This window comes from Paraburkholderia sp. GAS33, assembly GCF_050436645.1.
Lineage (GTDB): Bacteria > Pseudomonadota > Gammaproteobacteria > Burkholderiales > Burkholderiaceae > Paraburkholderia > Paraburkholderia phenazinium_B.
In genome coordinates this window covers 300,523-318,120 of the sequence record NZ_JBNDMP010000006.1, presented here as the reverse complement: position 1 = coordinate 318,120, position 17,598 = coordinate 300,523, and the positions used below count along the sequence as shown (strand labels likewise).

At 59.4% G+C, this 17,598-nt stretch carries 15 protein-coding genes; 9 read left to right on the top strand and 6 right to left on the bottom strand.

The features are described from left to right. Nucleotides 1-168 precede the first annotated feature (168 nt). From P3T24_RS20875 to P3T24_RS20865, 3 genes are all read left to right on the top strand, one after another. Nucleotides 169-615: an Ohr family peroxiredoxin gene (locus P3T24_RS20875; protein WP_429437381.1), complete on the top strand. Its 447-nt coding sequence runs from the start codon at nt 169-171 to the stop codon at nt 613-615. 110 nt (nt 616-725) lie between these two features. Continuing rightward, nucleotides 726-1,172: an Ohr family peroxiredoxin gene (locus P3T24_RS20870; protein ID WP_429437378.1), complete on the top strand. Its 447-nt coding sequence runs from the start codon at nt 726-728 to the stop codon at nt 1,170-1,172. Nucleotides 1,173-1,309: 137 nt separating this feature from the next. Further along, entirely contained in the window at nt 1,310-1,768 is a 459-nt protein-coding gene (locus tag P3T24_RS20865) for a MarR family winged helix-turn-helix transcriptional regulator (protein WP_429437375.1), read from the top strand. A 168-nt stretch (nt 1,769-1,936) separates the two neighbouring features. Here P3T24_RS20865 and P3T24_RS20860 read toward each other — a convergent pair whose 3' ends face one another. Continuing rightward, entirely contained in the window at nt 1,937-2,329 is a 393-nt protein-coding gene (locus P3T24_RS20860; RefSeq protein WP_429437372.1) for a tautomerase family protein, read from the bottom strand. A gap of 146 nt (nt 2,330-2,475) precedes the next feature. Between P3T24_RS20860 and P3T24_RS20855 the strand changes: the two genes are divergently transcribed. Then, a complete protein-coding gene (locus P3T24_RS20855; RefSeq protein ID WP_429437369.1) occupies nt 2,476-3,381 on the top strand; it encodes a LysR family transcriptional regulator in 906 nt (301 codons plus the stop codon). Between the two features lie 72 nt (nt 3,382-3,453). On the opposite strand, the gene P3T24_RS20850 is transcribed toward P3T24_RS20855, so the two are convergent. Together P3T24_RS20850 and P3T24_RS20845 are read right to left on the bottom strand one after the other, a co-directional pair. After that, entirely contained in the window at nt 3,454-4,593 is a 1,140-nt protein-coding gene (locus P3T24_RS20850; protein WP_429437366.1) for a Gfo/Idh/MocA family protein, read from the bottom strand. Nucleotides 4,594-4,598: 5 nt separating this feature from the next. Then, nucleotides 4,599-5,360: a sugar phosphate isomerase/epimerase family protein gene (locus P3T24_RS20845; RefSeq protein WP_429437363.1), complete on the bottom strand. Its 762-nt coding sequence runs from the start codon at nt 5,358-5,360 to the stop codon at nt 4,599-4,601. A gap of 275 nt (nt 5,361-5,635) precedes the next feature. Here P3T24_RS20845 and P3T24_RS20840 point away from each other — a divergent pair, with 275 nt between their 5' ends. After that, nucleotides 5,636-6,694, top strand: coding sequence for a LacI family DNA-binding transcriptional regulator (locus tag P3T24_RS20840; RefSeq protein WP_429437360.1), 1,059 nt, complete (start codon nt 5,636-5,638; stop codon nt 6,692-6,694). A gap of 192 nt (nt 6,695-6,886) precedes the next feature. Here P3T24_RS20840 and P3T24_RS20835 read toward each other — a convergent pair whose 3' ends face one another. Then, nucleotides 6,887-8,980, bottom strand: a complete 2,094-nt coding sequence (locus P3T24_RS20835) for a phosphocholine-specific phospholipase C (RefSeq protein ID WP_429437357.1) — start codon at nt 8,978-8,980, stop codon at nt 6,887-6,889. A 278-nt stretch (nt 8,981-9,258) separates the two neighbouring features. Next, nucleotides 9,259-9,513 (bottom strand): hypothetical protein, encoded by a 255-nt coding sequence (locus tag P3T24_RS20830; RefSeq protein WP_429437354.1) that lies wholly within the window; start codon nt 9,511-9,513, stop codon nt 9,259-9,261. A 941-nt stretch (nt 9,514-10,454) separates the two neighbouring features. Between P3T24_RS20830 and bamA the strand changes: the two genes are divergently transcribed. Next, nucleotides 10,455-12,770, top strand: coding sequence for an outer membrane protein assembly factor BamA (gene bamA / locus P3T24_RS20825; RefSeq protein ID WP_429437351.1), 2,316 nt, complete (start codon nt 10,455-10,457; stop codon nt 12,768-12,770). Nucleotides 12,771-13,096: 326 nt separating this feature from the next. Here bamA and P3T24_RS20820 read toward each other — a convergent pair whose 3' ends face one another. Beyond that, nucleotides 13,097-14,758: a tannase/feruloyl esterase family alpha/beta hydrolase gene (locus P3T24_RS20820; RefSeq protein ID WP_429437576.1), complete on the bottom strand. Its 1,662-nt coding sequence runs from the start codon at nt 14,756-14,758 to the stop codon at nt 13,097-13,099. Nucleotides 14,759-15,152: 394 nt separating this feature from the next. Here P3T24_RS20820 and cobU point away from each other — a divergent pair, with 394 nt between their 5' ends. From cobU to P3T24_RS20805, 3 genes are read left to right on the top strand one after another with little or no spacing between them, the layout of a single operon-like run. Beyond that, nucleotides 15,153-15,701, top strand: a complete 549-nt coding sequence (gene cobU, locus P3T24_RS20815; protein WP_429437348.1) for a bifunctional adenosylcobinamide kinase/adenosylcobinamide-phosphate guanylyltransferase — start codon at nt 15,153-15,155, stop codon at nt 15,699-15,701. Nucleotides 15,702-15,703: 2 nt separating this feature from the next. After that, nucleotides 15,704-16,639, top strand: a complete 936-nt coding sequence (gene cbiB, locus P3T24_RS20810) for an adenosylcobinamide-phosphate synthase CbiB (RefSeq protein ID WP_429437345.1) — start codon at nt 15,704-15,706, stop codon at nt 16,637-16,639. Further along, nucleotides 16,632-17,555 carry a cobalamin-binding protein gene (locus P3T24_RS20805; protein WP_429437342.1) on the top strand — a complete coding sequence of 308 codons (924 nt, stop codon included), beginning with the start codon at nt 16,632-16,634 and terminating at the stop codon, nt 17,553-17,555. The genes cbiB and P3T24_RS20805 overlap by 8 nt, the downstream gene beginning before the upstream one ends. Nucleotides 17,556-17,598 lie beyond the last annotated feature (43 nt).

Sequence of the window (17,598 nt, the reverse complement as noted above, 5' to 3'; positions counted from 1 at the left end):
TCTGACTGCTTCCGGGACGCAGGTTCTCATCGCTGCCTATCACAAATCTCATGCGATTAAATCTTATACGCTTGACAAAGAAAACGCTCTCGCCCATCATGCGGCTCATGCGATTACATCGCATGCGATCTAAACCACCTAACCCCCGTATTCACGAAGGAATCCGTCATGAGCAAGATCGAACAAGTCCTCCACTCCGGCAACAGCCACGCTACGATCAATCGCGCCCCTAATGCCCGGCGCGGTGAGCACGGCGCGCTGGATCTCAAACTTTCAGCTCCCGGCGCTGAAAACCGCGAATTCATCGCTACCGGACTGCACCCAAGAGCCGAGCAGCTGTTTTCGGGCGCGTGGTCGGCCTGTTACATCAGCGCGTTCGAGATTGCAGCCAAAATGAAGAAGGTCACGCTGCCGTCCGACTATTCCGTGGACATTCAGGTCAGCATTGGGTCGGTCGGTACCGGGCATTGCCTCGGCGCCCAGTTCACCATCCGCGCGCCGGATCTGGCAGCCGACGTTGTCGAGTCGATCGCGCACGTGGCTCATCAGATCTGCCCGTACTCGAAGGCTGTGCACGGCAACATCGAGGTCGGCCTGAACGTCGTCACGCAGTGACCGGATAAGGCTTGCGGATCTCGCCAGGTACCTCCCCTAATATATCGCACGCGATCAAATCGCCTGCGCCTTAAATTAACGTAACACCCTTATTCACCAAGGAATCCATCATGGAAAAGATCGAAAAAGTCCTCGCCTCAGGTAACACTCACGCCACGGTCAATCGCGACCCCAGTGTCCAGCGCGGCGAGTTTGGTGTCTTCGACCTCAAGCTGTCTGCGCCCGGCGTTGAAAGCCTCGATTTCATCGCCACCGAGCCGCACCCGCAAGCCGAGCAGTTGTTTGCGGGCGCGTGGTCGGCCTGTTACACGACCGTGTTCGGAATTGCAGCCTCGATGAAGAAGGTCACGCTGCCGTCCGACTATTCCGTGGACATCCAGGTAAACATCGGACAGACCGGTGCAGCGTGGTTCCTCGGCGCCGAGTTCACCGTCCGCGTGCCGGGTCTGGCACCGGAAGTCGCCGAGGAAATCGCGCACCTGGCCCATCAGATCTGCCCGTACTCGAAATCTGTGCGCGGCAACATCGAGGTCGGCACGACCATCGTCACGGTGTAATCCGCCAAGGCACGTGCATCTCGCTGAGGCACGTGCCTTCATTTTGGGGTATACACCATATTGCGATATAATCGCATGCGATGTATATTTGTTCGTATGTCTTGTGAAACATCAGGCTCCAGCCAAAGAGGATGCAGATGAAAACTACCAATCCGGCGCTCGCTGCGGCTGCACCGCTGTCAGACTACCTCTGCTTTGCGATCTACTCCGCGAACCTGGCGTTTGGCAAGGCATACAAGCCGATGCTCGAGGAGCTTGGGCTCACCTATACGCAATACATCACGATCGTTGCGCTTTGGGAGGAAGACAACCCAACCGTCAGCGGTCTGGGCGAGAAGCTGTTTCTCGAATCCAACACGCTCACGCCGATGCTGAAGAAGCTCGAGGTGATGGGCTATCTGGAAAGGCAGCGCGATCCTGAAGACGAGCGTCAGGTGCGAGTCAGGCTCACGAAAAACGGTCGGCGGCTGCGCGAAAGAGCCCTGACCATGAGTCTCAATGGGGCGACTGGCCTCGCGCCAGATGAATTCGCCAAAGTGCAGAAGGCGATCGTGGCGCTGCGGAACAATCTTATCGATTCAGTTCAGGCAATTTAGTACCATTTGAAATCAGGTTTGCGCCCCTGTTCGTCGGCTTGTTTGCCCTCCTTGAAGCCTCCGGTATGAAACGGGCGTGCGAATACTGTCGACCCGCCGCCAGGAAATGACCGATCCGGTGTTGTGGGCATTGCTTTAATCGGGGTCAAGGTCGTGTCGATCCCCCAATCACTCCTTCGGCGCGTATTGCATTTCGCCGTTGCCGAAGGACCAGTCTTCCCGGGCGACGTCTACGAGGTTTATCACGATATCCTCCTTTCGAACGCCCGTTTTCGCGTGAATACCGTCCGCGATCGCCTTGTAGAACGCCTTCTTGACCCCTGTCGTGCGGCCCGCATTCCACGTCACCTGAATGAATATGATGGAAGCCGAGTAAGTCATACCCAGATAGCCTTCGGCCGGATAGATCAGTTCGTCTTCAGCGTGGCGCGTGACAATCTGAAACTTGTCGTTTCGCGGCACGTTCGCGATCTCCACCATCGCCTGATAGACCGTCTCGCTCACTGCCTGCACAACTTGTGGTGTGGCATTTCTTGAGAGGTTGATGCGTACGAGAGGCATTCGATTGCTCCTGCAAATGACGGCATGGCGTCGTTGGTCAGTGCTCGCCAGTCATTGAACTGGCGCGCGAAGTGAGATCAGGTTAAGCTTGCTCACAACTTTCCTCAAGAGAATAAATGTCATGTTAAACATGACATATTGGAATTATGATCGACGACCTGAAAACGTTCGTGACGGTGATCGATGAGGCGTCTTTGACGCGCGCGGCAGACATCCTCTGCGTGTCGCAGTCGGCCATTTCGAAACGCATCCAGCGGCTCGAACAATTGCTTGGGGCCGAACTGTTCGACCGCGACTCGAAGCCACCCCGGCCCACTGCGCTGGCAAATCGCGTGTACGAACAGGCCGTAACGTTGCTTGGCGCCTGGTCGCATCTGCTCGATGTTGCTCACGAGGGCGCTGCACCGTCTGGCACTTTCCGCTTCGGCCTGCCGCACGCGGTGGCCGATGCAACGCTATTTGACGCGGTGTTAAAGATGAACGAACTGTTCCCCGCGCTGGAGATCAGGTTGCACACGGAATGGAGTCCCGCCTTGCAGCAGGCGACGGAACAGGGTCAACTGGATGCTGCGGTGTTGATGCTTCCCGAGGGCACGGGGCTACCCCACGGACTGACCGGCCGCCAGATCGTTACGTTCGAGGTGAAAGTCATCCAGAGCGCGGATAAGCCGCTGGTCAAGCGTAAGAGTTCGATACGGTCGTTAGTCGGGCATGGCTGGATTCTCAACCCGGACGGCTGCGGATATAGAGCGGCCCTTGAACGCTCGATGGAAGCCGCTGGCCAGCGGCTCAGGATTAGCGTCGACACTCAAGCAATGAACACACAGTTGCGGCTGGTCGGTGCTGGCCTGGGGCTCGGCCTCGTGCCGCTCGACGTGTTGCGCACGAGTCCGTTTCGCGACCAGCTGGAGATCCTGGACGTCAGCGATTTCAAGCTGAGCCTGGGCGTCTGGCTGGTTTATCCACGTCAGACGGGTAACCTGAAACCTGCTATAGACGCGTTGACGGAATCGCTTTGTGCGTCGTTCGAGCGGCAGGCGGCAAAAGTTTAGTAGTCCATTCGTTAACCTCTTTCACTCCCTTCACGATACAAACCGAACCGATTGTCATTGGTGCCGTTGACTTCAGGCCATCAGCCGCATCGCATCCTCCCCGGTAAGCAGAGGCGAGCGGCTGCAAGAGCTCCTCAGATTGACGGTGCCGTTGCTAGCCGCGGCATCTTCGATGGCCAGCATCGTTTCAAGGAAGTGGAATGCGAACTCGCCGTTGCACCGGTGAACCACACCGGCCTGGATCGCCGAAGCCATGTCAGCCAGCCCGAGTCCCCGATAACAGCTGGAACGGCATACGCCATCGCCAACCCAGTCACGGTTGAAAGCGCCGAAGGGCATCGTGTTCGTGTGGATGCTACGGAAGCTTTTGGCGCCCACTGACACGGCGACCTCGCCGCTGAACGAATTCGGATCAGCCAGCCGCAGCGTACCCTCCGTTCCGTGAAGCTCAATCGGACGAAGATCGCTATTCCAGACGTCCCAGCTAGCGAGCAGTGTGACGTGAGCGCCGCTGGCGAACGAGAGCAAGGCATGCAGGGTGGTGTACGTCTCCACTTTGATCACGTCACCCTTCGTTGGCCCTTCCGTCGTCACGACTCGCTCCGGGTAGCCGATCGTGCCCGATGCCTTCACGCTCGTGACCGGCCCTAACAGGTTGACCAGCGTGCTCACATAGTACGGCCCCACATCGAGCACCGGTCCGCCACCCTTCTTGTAGAAGAAGCTGGGGTTCGGATGCCAATGCTCCATACCGTGGCTCTGCACCGTGGCGAGGCCTGACACAACCTTGCCAATTTCCTGAGAGTCGACGATCGCGCGCCCCGACTGGACTGCCGGCCCCAGTATCGTATCGGGCGCGGATCCCACCCTGACACCACGCTGCCGCGCAGCATCCAGAATCGCAGCCCCTTCTGCCAACGTCACCGCCAGCGGCTTCTCGGTATAGATGTGCTTGCCTGCGGCAATCGCCATGAGGGAGACCTCGGCGTGCGCGTTGGGCACCGTGAGGTTCAGGATCACGTCGATATCGTCGCGGCCCAGCATCGCGTCAATCGACATCGCCTCGAGGCCGTAGAGCGCAGCCTTACGCTGCGCAAGTTCCGTATTGAGGTCCGCGCATGCGACATAGCTCAGGTCGCGAAAGTGCACCGCATTCCTGATATACGCATCAAAGATGTTTCCGCAACCAATCACGCCAATGTTGATTTTCATGTCGTTCACTCGCTGACAAGAGCCCGGAAAGCTGCCGCGCTGTTCTTTGCAAACCTGATCCAGTCGCCAGGACGGTCGTGTTCGAGAACAGCCACGCGCGGCTCCGCGCGGTTGACCACGGGCCAGATACGCTTCCAGTCCACCACACCCACTCCGAGGTCAGCCCATCCATCCTGTTCAAGGTTCTGGCCCTGCGGCGCGATGTCTTTCACATGCACCGCCACCAGACGGTCCGAGTACTTCTCGAGCCACACCAGCGGGTCGGCACCTGCCCGGATAACCCACGCCACATCAAGCTCCAGGCCGACGCTGTTGCCTTCGAAGATGTGCTCAACCGGAAACGAACCATCCGGTAGCCGGATGAACTCAAAGTCATGGGTGTGCCAGGCAAACGTCAGACCGGCCTTGGCGAACTTCTTTTGAAGGACGGCCAGCCGTGCTCCCAAAGCCTTCCATCCGTTCGCATCCGTTGGGCGCAATGACGGGTCGAGCCATGGCGCAATCACAATCTCGATACCAAGAGTATTGGCAATGTGAATCGCTTTCTCTGTATCGGCTTCGAGCATCGACAGATCAAAGTGACCACTGAGCGCCGACAAGCGGTTGGCGTCCAGTTCCTTGCGAAACTCAATGGGGTCGGCGTATAGGGCGCCAAATGGCTCTACGTTCTCGTAGCCCAGCTTCGCAAGCTCAGCAAGCTGTGTCTTTAGCGGAACGGTATCGCGCGCTGAAAACATCTGAAAAGACAGTGGATAGGATTTTTTCATTGCTATCTCCCGACTTTAGAACCTGAGTTCATTTCCGAGCGAGGACGCTGTGGTGACGTCACCATATCGGGATCGAAGAAAAGCTGCAAGGCCTTTTTTGACAGCGATGGTGACGTCACCACCCCATTTCTGTTCGTGGCAAAATTCGGTCGGGTTGCAAAGTCCGCCGGAAGGCCGTCCGGCGGGTTCGATAGACTATGCTGCACAGCAGCGACACAGCACGACCGCGCGCAAACCCGAGTAGTGAGATCCAATTTGTTTGTAAAGGCAAAATCATGAACGCACGAGCCAGTCGCGCAACGATGACGGACGTCGCCCGGGAGGCCGGCGTCTCCGCTTCGACCGCGTCACGAGTCGTTTACAACAACGGGTATGTTTCCGAAGAGAACCGGGCGCGGGTACTGGCAGCCGTCGAAAAGGTCGGCTACAGACCCAACATTCAGGCTAGAAGCCTTCGGAACCAGCGTAGTTACACCCTCGGCCTTGTGATCGACTCCGCGACCAACAACGCGCACTTCGCACACATCTCACACGCGATGCGCATGGAGGCCGCCGCCGCAGGTTATTCGCTGTTGACTGTCGATCATGAATATAACGTCGACCTCGAACGGGACGGGCTCAAACATCTGCTCGACCACAATGTCGAAGCAATTGTCGTGTGCCACCCATTCATTTTGGAGAACTACGATATCGTCCGCGACGCAGGGATTCCACTCATCCAGATTGAGCGCGACAACCTTGGCGATGTGCATCGGGTCGGCATTGACCCCACACCTGGAATTGAAGAGGCGGTCAGGCATCTGGTCAGGTTCGGTCACCGGTCCATCGGGTATGTAAGCGGCACCAGCACGAGAGAGGCGGGTCCCCACAGAAACTCAAGCGTCGAAGAATGCCGCATTGCTTCGTTTACCAAGGCACTGCTGCAACATGATGTAGACCATAAGCACTGCACAATCAGAACTGTGCCTTATGACCTTGTGATTCCGAACGCACCGCTTCATGGATACACGCTTGGCATCGAACTACTGTCGCGCCCACACTATCCCACGGCGCTAATCGTCGGCGCCGATGTTCTTGCCGCCGGCATTCTTCAGGCAGCGCAGGAGTTGAACATTGCAGTGCCGCAACGGTTGTCGCTCATTGGCTTCGACGACAGCATTGCGAGATTCCTCGCCCCTCCGCTTGCGACCATTGTGCAACCGTACACTGACATCGCTCGCCACGTCCTCGACATAACGTCCGGTCTCGGCACGTCCACTGCAGGCTCTCTCCAGCAGCGAATCGCCAAAACTCACTTTCTGCCAAGACGGTCTACTGGAACCGTAGCCCTATAACCTGCAGAAGACATCGGAATGCCCGAGAGGCATTGACTGGCGGTTTCGAAGTCGTTTCCCAGAAGCATTGTCATTAAACATGCCCTGCAATCCTGCCGATATGGAGCGGAAAATAAAACCATGAGCGGCCGTACCGGCCCGCTCATGGTTCATGTGGCAGAGTCATAGACCGCTGCCATCAGCGACTCAACATCACCCTCCAAGCGCTGGATCCGATACGCTGTCACGCCCGGTTTCTACGTGACCAGCAATGCGCCACAGGGCATTCGCATCCGCGTTGACCGTCACTGTCAGGTCGTACCAGCCGAATGAATTTCGCAGATCAATCATCAGAACGCTGACATCACCGCCACGCACGCTGAGATCGCCGCTCATCGGCGAGTTGTAGGCACTCTCGACCTTGAAAACGGACCGCTCTTTACCCGGGTTTGTCAGACGCAGTTGCAGATTGCCGTTTGCGACATCGTAGCCGTCGGCAATCTGAAACGCTGTTTGTTGCTCCCCTGTAGAGTTTGCTTTGCCCACAAAGCGGCGCAGATAGCCGTTGGGTCCGAACACGGAAAAGTCGTAGCTTCCTCCCGGAGCGAGCATCAACTCGTCCGAAAGATCCTTACCTGCTTCAACCGTATAGCTGCGCGGCAGATCCGTCGCATTACCCGAATAGACCTGGAAGTTGACACCCGCGCGCCCCGTGTTCGTCATGTGCAACCGGAACGCGTTGCCTTGCCCGCTCACGCCACCGCGAACGAAAAACTCGTATGGCAATGCGCGTGCCGGCCGTACTCCAGATTCCTGTTTCGGCAGCGACTGACTGCTCGGCACGACAGGTACCACATCCGGATGACGGTTCTTGTCCGCTGGAAACGAGGTGGGTGGCAGTTGCGGGAAGCCGTCGTTAGGGTTCCTGAAGTTGAAAATCGATGTCAGGTCTCCGCAGACCGTGCGGCGCCATGCCGTGATGTTCGGCTCCTCCAGGCTGTTACCGTGCCCAAAACGCTTCTGGATAAACCGGATGATCGATGTGTGATCGAAGACTTCCGAGCACACGTAACCACCCTTTGACCATGGCGAGATGGCAATCATCGGTACGCGTGGCCCAAGACCGTAGGGACCAGGTTGATTGCCGCTCGAACCCGCGAAAAACTCGTTCGCTGTGGAGACGGTAGAAAGGCCTGTTGCAGGCGTGGAAGACGCATACGGCGGCGGCATGTGATCGAACAGGCCGTCGTTCTCGTCGTAGGTCAAAAGCAGTACCGTCTTGCTCCATACTTCCGGATTGGACGTAAGTGCCTGAAGGACCTGGTCGACATACCACGCGCCGTAGTTCGGCGGCCAGTTGCCGTGTTCCGAAAACGCTTCCGGGGCCACGATGTACGAAACCTGCGGCAACGTATTGTTTTGCACGTCCTTTCTGAGGATATCGAAGTAGGTCCCGCTCACTTCGACCTGCGTACCCGTGCGTGCCTTTTCGAACAACGGACTGCCGGGTTGTGCGTTCTGATACTGCTTGAAGAACAGAAGCGAGGTATCTCCGAAGTTGCCGATGAAGGGGTTCTCGTCGTCGCCCCAGCCGGTCGACGGATTCAGACCGGAACCCATGTCCTGGTAGACCTTCCACGATATGCCGGCAGCCTCAAGCTTTTCCGGGAACGTGCTCCATGAGTAACCGGCCTCGGCGTTATCGATCACGGGGCCGCCGCCGGTTCCGTCGTTGCCTACCCAGCCCGTCCACATGTAGTAGCGGTTCGGATCGGTCGGCGTCATGGCTGCGCAATGATAGGCGTCGCAAATCGTAAATGAGTCAGCCAGCTGATAGTGAAACGGGATGTCCTCGCGCGTCAGATGGAACATCGTCGTCGTGCCCTTGACCGGCACCCACTGGTCGTAGCGGCCGCTGTTCCATGCCGCATGCGTGCCAGGCCAGCTGTGGTCCAGATCCTGCACGAACTGCAGACCGAGGTTCGGAAGATTGGGGCGGAAAGGCAAGACATAACCATCCGCGTTGTTGGCGGGCTGGAAGAATACAGACTTGCCGGTAGTCAGTGGAATCGGACGTGTGTCGCCGAAGCCGCGCACGCCGCGCAGTGACCCGAAGTAGTTATCGAAAGAACGATTCTCTTGCATGAAGACGACAATGTGCTGTACGTCTTCGATCGTGCCGGTCGCATTGTGCGCAGGTATCGCCAGTGCACTGCGGATACCCATAGGTACTGCACCCAGTGCGGTGGCCGCACCGGCCGCTTGCGCGGCGGCTCGCAGGAAATCACGTCGACTGTTTGATGTCATGTTCGCTGTTTATCTGCCGTTTATTGAGGGAGACGACGTCCAGTGCAACCAGAAGATAAGGACTCCTGGATTCACGGCACGCGCTACAGGGAGACAACTGTTAACTCACAACCGGGGAAGGCACCCGCAAGAATGAGCTTCGAACATGACCGAGATGTGGCAATTGCTTTGGGAATGAGGCGATATGTGGCAACGTGACGGCAGCCATGATCGTCAACGATCACGGCTGCCGTGTTCAAACTCTCAAGAGTAGCCGGCGACCCTGTACAAGGCGCGCTTCAGGAACCTATGAAGTAGGTCCGCACATTGTGCTCTTCGACCCAGATCTGGAGGTCGAACATAGTGCGAAAATCAATGGGCACTCCGCGGTAAATGCAACAGAAACCATGCGCCGTCCGGTACGCAATCACCCACTCGCATTCCACTTCCGGCATGGACTGCGCTCCGGCTCCGGATGAACGTTTCAGTGCATTCAGGTGAAAGAGCCTGCTCATGCGCTTGCGGACAACATCCACCCCACGTGCCAGTTTCAATTGACGCTCCTTCCCCTCTCCTGCCAATGCACTGCATCGAAAACGTGCGGCACAGCTGGTCGCACCAACCTCTATTTTCCGTGGCCGCCACCCGCGCCACTTCCGGCGCCTCCGCCGTGCCCCATGCCTGCGCTGTGAGCTCCGTCGCCGTTAAAAGTGGCGGCTCCGCCAGCACTGTGGACGCTCGGGGTACCGTGAATGCCATTGTTCCCGTGGGAATCGTTGTCGCCGTGAGGCAACCGGTCGGGTCGGTGGTCTACGTGACCGCCGCCGCCCATCGGAGGACATTGGTTAAGAGAACCGTCTGCGAGAGTGGGGGTGCAATTCTGGGCAAACACGACACCTGGGGAAACGAGAGGCGCAGCCAGACCGGCCCAAAGCGTCAACATCACGATTGATTTGGACATCATGTCTCCATTCCTTATCGGCACAACGATCTCTGTATAACGAACGGCGACCCTCGAATATTCCATGAAAATTTCGCACCTCGGGTGCTTCCTGTCATTGACCTGTTCGCTTTCGAGGTGGAGCGTTTGTAAGGTATGACTTTATTTTTCACGCGCTGGAATATTCGCGATCCTGGTTCCGTTTCTCCACCCATGACGCCGCCCCGGTTCGCGTCACTCATTGGATCAATGCTCTTGCCGTCCTTTTGATGAGGGCAAGCGACTGGTGACGTTCTTCGTCGAGCACATTGCGATCGTCATGCTCGTGCCGTGTTCGGCTCTTGTGATGTTTCGTGGACGATAGACATGGACATTCGTGAACGGACAGGAGGTGCTTGCACAAGTCAAAGATCTCGTCCAGGGCAACGACGTCTCGGACTTCAGATTGAAATAGAACAACGGGTCGCTCTTCCCTCCGCACCTCGCGAGTCGTCCATTGGACTTCACGTGGCAGCGGTTTTCGTGTCTGCGTGGATTTCTTTTCGCTCACTCTGTATGAAAGTAAAAATCTTGTTGTCCCGCTGCGTGAGGGCATTGACCCTCGTTGGTTTAAGCGCGTCAACAATGTCGGCGAATGCCGCTGACTCATTCGTGGTTCGCGACATCCGGCTCGAAGGCTTGCAACGTGTCGAGCCAAACACAGTCTTCTCCTATCTGCCCATCAAACGGGGCGACATCTTCACTGGCGACAAGGCGTCCGCTGCGATCCGCGCGCTGTACGCAACGGGCTTCTTTAACGACGTCAGGATTTCGGCCGAAGGCGATGTCATCGTCGTGCAGGTCGAGGAACGCCCTGCCATCGGCACAATCGATTTCTCGGGCCTGCACGAATTCGACAAGGACAACCTGAACAAGGCGCTGAACTCGGTCGGCTTGTCGCTGGGCCGCTATTACGACAAGTCGCTGGTCGACCGCGCCGAGCAGGAGCTCAAACGCCAGTACCTGACGCACGGCTACTATGCAGCCGAAGTCACGACCACGGTCACGCCGATCGACCGCGATCGCGTCGGCCTGCTGTTCTCGGTGATCGAAGGTCCGAGCGCGAAGATCCGCCAGGTCAACTTCATCGGCAACAAGGTGTTCAGCGACGGCACGCTGCACGACGAAATGCAGCAGTCCACGCCAAACTGGTTCTCGTGGTACTCCAAGAACGACCTGTACTCGAAAGACAAGCTGACCACCGACCTCGAGAACCTGCGCTCGTATTACCTCGACCGCGGCTACCTCGAGTTCAATATCGATTCGACCCAGGTCTCGCTGTCGCCAGACAGGAAGGACATGTACCTCACGCTCACCTTGCATGAGGGCGAGCCGTACACGATTTCGAGCATCCATCTGGCCGGCAACCTGTTGGACCGCGAGGCGGAGCTTTCGAAACTCGTCAAGATCAAGGCGGGCGACCGATTTTCCGCTGCAAAGCTGAAGGCTGCCACGAAGGCCGTGGTCGACAAGCTCGGTGAATACGGTTACGCGTTCGCAACCGTGAACGCGGAGCCGCAGATCGACCAGCAACACCATACGGTCAACCTGACACTGCAAGTGGATCCGAGCCGCCGCGTGTACGTACGGAACATCAACATCGTGGGCAACACCCGCACGCGCGACGAAGTGATCCGCCGCGAAATGCGTCAACTCGAAAGCTCGTGGTTCGATTCGAGTCGCCTTGCACTGTCGAAAGACCGGATCAACCGTCTCGGCTACTTCACGGATGTCGACGTCACCACCGTGCCAGTCGAAGGCACCGCCGACGAAGTCGATATTGCCGTCAAGGTGACGGAAAAGCCGACTGGCTCCGTCACCCTCGGTCTTGGCTATGGTTCCGGCGAAGGCCCGATCATTTCGGCGGGCGTGTCGCAGGACAACGTGTTCGGTTCGGGTACGAGCCTCGCGGTGAACGTGAATACCGCAACGACGTTCCGTACGCTGACAGTCACGCAGGTCGATCCGTACTTCACGGTGGACGGCATCAAGCGCATTACCGACGTCTACTATCGCACCAGCGAACCACTCGTTTTCTCCAGCGTTAACGACACAAGCTTTCGCATCATTACGGTCGGCGCGGACCTGAAGTTCGGCATCCCGTTCTCCGAAGCCGACATGGTGTACTTCGGTCTCGGTATCGAACAGAACCGTCTCGACGTCGACTCAACTACACCGCAAAGCTACATTGACTACGTCAACTCCTTCGGCCGCGTGTCGAACAACGTGCCGCTGACGATCGGCTGGTCGCGCGACAATCGCGACAGCGCGCTGGTGCCGAGCCGCGGTTACTTTACGCAGGCCAACGCAGAATACGGCTCGCCTCTGGGCAGTACACCTTACTATAAGGCCGACCTTCAGGCGCAGTACTACTACTCGTTTTCGAAAGGCTTCGTGCTGGGCCTGAACTTCCAGGGTGGTTATGGTAACGGTCTCGACGGCAAGCCGTTCCCGATCTTCAAGAACTACTACGCCGGCGGTATCGGTTCGGTGCGCGGCTACGAGCCGAGCTCGCTGGGCCCGCGCGATGCGACCACGGGCGATCCGATCGGCGGTTCGAAGCTGCTGGTCGGCAACATCGAACTGACCTTCCCGCTGCCGGGCACCGGCTACGATCGCACGCTGCGCGTATTCTCATTCTTCGACGGCGGCAACGTCTGGGGCAACGAAGGCAACAGTACCGGCGCGAACGGTCTGCGTTATGCGTACGGTGCGGGTCTCGCGTGGATCTCGCCGATCGGGCCGCTCAAGCTCAGCCTTGGCTTCCCGCTCGTCAAGCACGCGGGCGACCAGTACCAGAAATTCCAGTTCCAGATTGGGACGGCATTCTAGGCTGGCTGCGGTCGTTACTCATAGACCGCTTTAAGATCGGGGCGCACGGGACGACGATGAAAGATATCGGAATGCCCGGAAGCCTTGATCGGCGGAACGCGGCCGATTCCAACAGTTGCCCGCGAAGCGCCGCAAGGTTTGACTCCCGCTCTGCGTTGCCTTAACGCGGTCTACCTATCATCCTACCCAAACGGGTTTGGCTCTGCTCATGGCAGGAGTGCCTGCTTCGCATGCATAGGTCGCAATGCGGCAGTGTGAAGGATCACGGCACGATACACGTCATGTCTTGCCATTCACAGTTCGCCCGGCGCCGCCTTCACGCCCTTTCATTCAACGCACTTGAACGAAGCGGCGAGATTAACGTCGCCGCTCTGGTACCGCGGCCATTTGGGGAAATCACACAGCGGTCGCGTGCGCCCGGGAACGCCCGCAGTATCGGTCGTTACCTGGTCCACCGGCGCCCTGCCTTTTTCCACCCATTGCTCAAGTGCCGACAACGAATCCCACGTTGCATTGAAAGTACTGCTTACCGCGTGGCCCAGGCCGGGAATCTCATAGAAACGCACGAACGAATCGACCTGATCGATGCCGAACTGCGCCTGAAGCCGCCGATAGTATTCCTCAGTGGCGCGCGTACTGACCAGGACGTCAGCTATGCCATGCACGAGCAGAAGTTTCCCGCCACGTGCCCGGAAAGCGGAAATATCGGTGCTCGCATCGAGCTCTTCACTCAGCTGATTGATACGGTTGGCCCACACACCCGGCTGCTCCGGATCGAGTGCCAGCGAGTCGAAGCTGGGGTCGCGCGTAACGGAGTATTTGAACCACTGGTCGGTCAGGACGCTGACGTACGGTGCTGTCAGGGGCATCGGATTCGCCGGCTGGGAGGTTCCGAATGCGAGGAACGTGACCTCGGGCTCTATGGGTGAAGTACGGGTCGTTATGCCAAGATCGGCGCCCCAGACGTTGTAGCCGGGGTACTCTGTCTCACCATCGGCGAGCTGGAAACGCAAGTAGGTTGGCGTATTGATTGTCTTCAAGGCCTCGATCTGCGCGTCCGACAGGCAATTGTCGCCGGTGTCCGCCCCTTTCGGGCAGCGCAACGGAGCACCGTGAAGGGTAGCGGTTGATGGATCGAAGCGCGCGTTGCATTCCTGCTGATTGCTGATCAGGCCATCGACAACGCCATCAAGCGCATCGCAGGCCTCCATCGCAGCGTCGTACACGGCCTCCCTTTTCCCCGTGGAAAGGTAGGCATCAGGTTTCGCCAGCGCGCGATTCATACGCTGACCTGCTAGCAGTGCTGCTGCGTCGTTCCATGCCGGGTACCATGCGATCGCGCCGTCCCAGTCCGACGGCCAGCGCTGGATTGCCGTCACGGCTTCCCTTCCGCCAGTCGAATCGCCTGCGAAATAGGCTTCGCGAGGAGCATGCGCGTAGCGAGCCTTGATAATCGCAAGCGCCGCATCGCGCGTCTTCTTGATCGCGTCGCCGCCGAAATTCCTCACTGCCTCGTCGCTCAAGCCGAAACTCCCGTCCTGGGAAGCCAGCGCATTCGCCTGATGGCCGGAGTCGCTCGCGAACGTCGCGTAGCCACGACCGAGCGGCACGAGTTTGTCGACAGGGCCGTTGGGCACATTGCCTGTGACATCAGGGATGGTACCGTCAAAGCCGCCACCGCCGAACATGACGACCTTGTCGTTCCATTGCGCAGGCAATGCAACCTCGAAGTCGATATCGGGCGCCGATCTGTCGACAGGCGAGATCTTGCCCGTCACCTCACAGTAGTCGGGCAACGCCGCTGAACCGCTGCCACTGGCGGCGACCTCTTTGACCGCAGTTACGCTCGCGCCAGACGTTGGCAAGCCGATCTCGGAGGCAGGCACAACAAAACCCTGGAGGCGTTCGCACGCACCTGAGCGGGCTGCAGGCAAGGTCGCGCCAATGCCGCAGGTCGAGGCCGCCGAGGCGACGACGAGCGTGATCATGCGCGCGACGCTCGAGCTACGAGAATGAATGTGCACGGTGATGTCTCCGTCAGATTTGATGTTCTATGTCGCGCGAGCAGATCCACGATCACCAGTCGCAGATGATGTCCTCGATCTACCGATTTGATGTTAGTCACAGGACGGGAGTGAAGCGAGGTCAGTTTCGGACAAAAATGTGTTCCCTGAGGACATCGGTACCGTCGACTGGCAATAGCACGTTTGACATTTCGTCAGGCGTCCATGGCTTACGGCAGACCGCACTGTCCTGTTCTGTCCGTTGGCCCGACGAAAGGTGGCCCGCCCGTCTCGCCAAGATAACGATCGTCATCGCAATAGCAGACCAGGCCGGTTGTTCAAAGTGACCTTTGTCTCGTCGAAACGCTACAATCGGGCAATGATTCCTCACGATCTAACATTCGTTCTCGGCGGCGCCCGCTCGGGCAAGAGCGTGCACGCCGAGCAACTCGCAATCAACAGCTTGCGGCCCGTCACGTACATCGCAACCGCGCAGCGCGCAGGCGACGAGGAATTCGCCGCCCGCATCGCCCATCATCGCGCGCGGCGTCCGGCGCACTGGCAGTTGCTCGAGGCCTCGTTGGACCTCGCCGGCGCCGTCGCGCAAACCGATGCGCCCGGCCACTGCATCCTGATCGACTGCCTGACCCTGTGGCTCGTCAATCTGCTGTGCCCGCCGGATGGCACCGCACCCCGCGACGATTACCTCGCACGTGTCGCCGCGTTCGAGGCCGTGCTCGGCTCGGCCAAAGGCACGATCATCGTCGTCAGCAACGAGATCGGCCTGGGCGTCGTGCCGCTCGGCGCGGCGACGCGTCTCTACGTCGATGAACTCGGACGTCTCAACCAGCGCGTCGCTGCCTTGAGCACCCAGGTCACGATGATGGTCGCGGGCCTGCCGCTCGCACTCAAGACCGCGGCCCGCTAACGATGCTGTCGCTCCCCCTGACCGCCACGCTGGCCACCGCCGGCGTCTGCGTAGATCGCTGGCTCGGCGAACCCGGCACCGCGCATCCGCTGGTAGGCTTTGGCAAGCTCGCCATGCGTATCGAAGCGCGCCTGAACACCGGGCGGCACGGGCGGCTCTTCGGCATTCTCGCCTGGGCGCTTGCAGTGCTGCCTCCGGTGCTGATCGCCGTATGGCTGGTCACCGTGCTGCCGTTCATGCTGACTTGCGCGGTGCACGTCCTGCTGCTGTGGTTCGCGCTCGGCGCCCGGAGCCTCAACGATCACATTGCGCCGATCGCCCGCGCGCTCGCTCAGCACGACCTCGCAGAAGCGCGACGACTGACCGCGCTCATCGTCTCACGCGAAACCGCGCATGCGGACGAGTCGGCACTTGCGCGTGCCGCCGTCGAATCAGCCCTCGAAAACGGCAACGACGCAATCTTCGGCGCACTGTTCTGGTTCGCCGTCGGCGGCGGTCCGGGGGCGCTCGCATTTCGCCTGGCCAATACGCTCGACGCCATGTGGGGTTACCGCACGCCGCGTTATCTGCGTTTCGGCTGGGCCGCCGCGCGCATCGACGACGTGCTGAACTGGATTCCTGCGCGCCTGACTGCCGCAAGCTATGCGCTGCTCGGCGACACGCGCACCGCGTGGCGCTGCTGGCGCGAGCAGGCGCCGCGCTGGGACAGTCCCAATGCGGGACCGGTCATGGCGTCCGGGGCAGGCAGCCTCAACGTGCTGCTCGGCGGAGCCGCCGTGTATCACGGCACCATCGAAGCACGCCCGACGCTCGGCGCGGGGCAAGCCGCCGGCACTGCGCATATCGACGCTGCGCTGCGACTGGTCGAACGCACGGTGATACTGTGGCTCGCTCTGCTGATCGTACTCGCCTTGATGAGCGTGCCGTTTCATGGCTAATTCACGCTCCGCCTCGTTTGCCTGCGCAGTTCTTGTCGCCTGCGCTTTCGCATCACGCGCGCACGCAACCGTCAGCGCAACCGACGACACCGGCGCCACCGTCTCGCTTGCCGCTCCGGCCCAACGCGTGATCAGCCTCGCACCGCACGTGACCGAACTGATCTACGCAGCGGGCGGCGGCGCGAAACTGGTGGGCACGGTGTCGTACAGCGACTACCCGCCCTCAGCGCAAAAGGTGCCGCGTGTCGGCGACAACAAGGCGCTCGACCTCGAACGCATCGTCGCGCTGAAACCCGATCTGATCGTCGTCTGGCGGCACGGCAACGCGCAGGCCCAGCTCGAGCGCCTGCGCGAACTACATATACCGCTTTTCTTCAGCGAACCGCATCAACTCGATGACGTCGCGGTGACCCTCACCCGGCTCGGCAGCTTGCTGGGCACATCGGGCACTGCAGATGCAGCAGCAAGCGCCTACCGCGCGGACATCGAACGCCTACGCACCCGCTATGCGAACCGTCCGCCCGTCAGCGTGTTCTATGAGGTCTGGGATCAACCGCTAATGACGCTCAACGGTACGCATATGATCAGCGACGTGATTACGCTATGCGGTGGTCGCAATGTGTTTGCGAAACTTGCACCGCTGGTCCCGACGGTATCGACCGAGGCGGTGATCGCGGCCAACCCGGAAGCGATTGTGACTGCCTCGGCAGGCGCAACGAAGCCCGACGCCCCGTTGGCAAAACTGGACTCATGGCACACCTGGCCGAGCCTCACAGCGGTGGCGCGCAACAACCTGTTCGCGATCGACGGCGATCTGATCGATCGTCCTGCGCCTCGCATTGCACAAGGCGCCGAGCAGCTTTGCGAGGATCTGGAGGTAGCGCGCTCACGCAGGCCAGCAGTGGGCGAACAGTGAGATGGGTGCGGCGCAATAGCCTCAGGAGCGGCCCGACAAGGCG

Coding starts and splice junctions, on each gene's coding strand:
- P3T24_RS20875 (WP_429437381.1), top strand. CDS start 169: ATGAGCAAGATCGAACAAGTCCTCCACTCCGGCAACAGCCACGCTACG.
- P3T24_RS20870 (WP_429437378.1), top strand. CDS start 726: ATGGAAAAGATCGAAAAAGTCCTCGCCTCAGGTAACACTCACGCCACG.
- P3T24_RS20865 (WP_429437375.1), top strand. CDS start 1,310: ATGAAAACTACCAATCCGGCGCTCGCTGCGGCTGCACCGCTGTCAGAC.
- P3T24_RS20860 (WP_429437372.1), bottom strand. CDS start 2,329: ATGCCTCTCGTACGCATCAACCTCTCAAGAAATGCCACACCACAAGTT.
- P3T24_RS20855 (WP_429437369.1), top strand. CDS start 2,476: ATGATCGACGACCTGAAAACGTTCGTGACGGTGATCGATGAGGCGTCT.
- P3T24_RS20850 (WP_429437366.1), bottom strand. CDS start 4,593: ATGAAAATCAACATTGGCGTGATTGGTTGCGGAAACATCTTTGATGCG.
- P3T24_RS20845 (WP_429437363.1), bottom strand. CDS start 5,360: ATGAAAAAATCCTATCCACTGTCTTTTCAGATGTTTTCAGCGCGCGAT.
- P3T24_RS20840 (WP_429437360.1), top strand. CDS start 5,636: ATGAACGCACGAGCCAGTCGCGCAACGATGACGGACGTCGCCCGGGAG.
- P3T24_RS20835 (WP_429437357.1), bottom strand. CDS start 8,980: ATGACATCAAACAGTCGACGTGATTTCCTGCGAGCCGCCGCGCAAGCG.
- bamA (WP_429437351.1), top strand. CDS start 10,455: ATGAAAGTAAAAATCTTGTTGTCCCGCTGCGTGAGGGCATTGACCCTC.
- P3T24_RS20820 (WP_429437576.1), bottom strand. CDS start 14,758: ATGATCACGCTCGTCGTCGCCTCGGCGGCCTCGACCTGCGGCATTGGC.
- cobU (WP_429437348.1), top strand. CDS start 15,153: ATGATTCCTCACGATCTAACATTCGTTCTCGGCGGCGCCCGCTCGGGC.
- cbiB (WP_429437345.1), top strand. CDS start 15,704: ATGCTGTCGCTCCCCCTGACCGCCACGCTGGCCACCGCCGGCGTCTGC.
- P3T24_RS20805 (WP_429437342.1), top strand. CDS start 16,632: ATGGCTAATTCACGCTCCGCCTCGTTTGCCTGCGCAGTTCTTGTCGCC.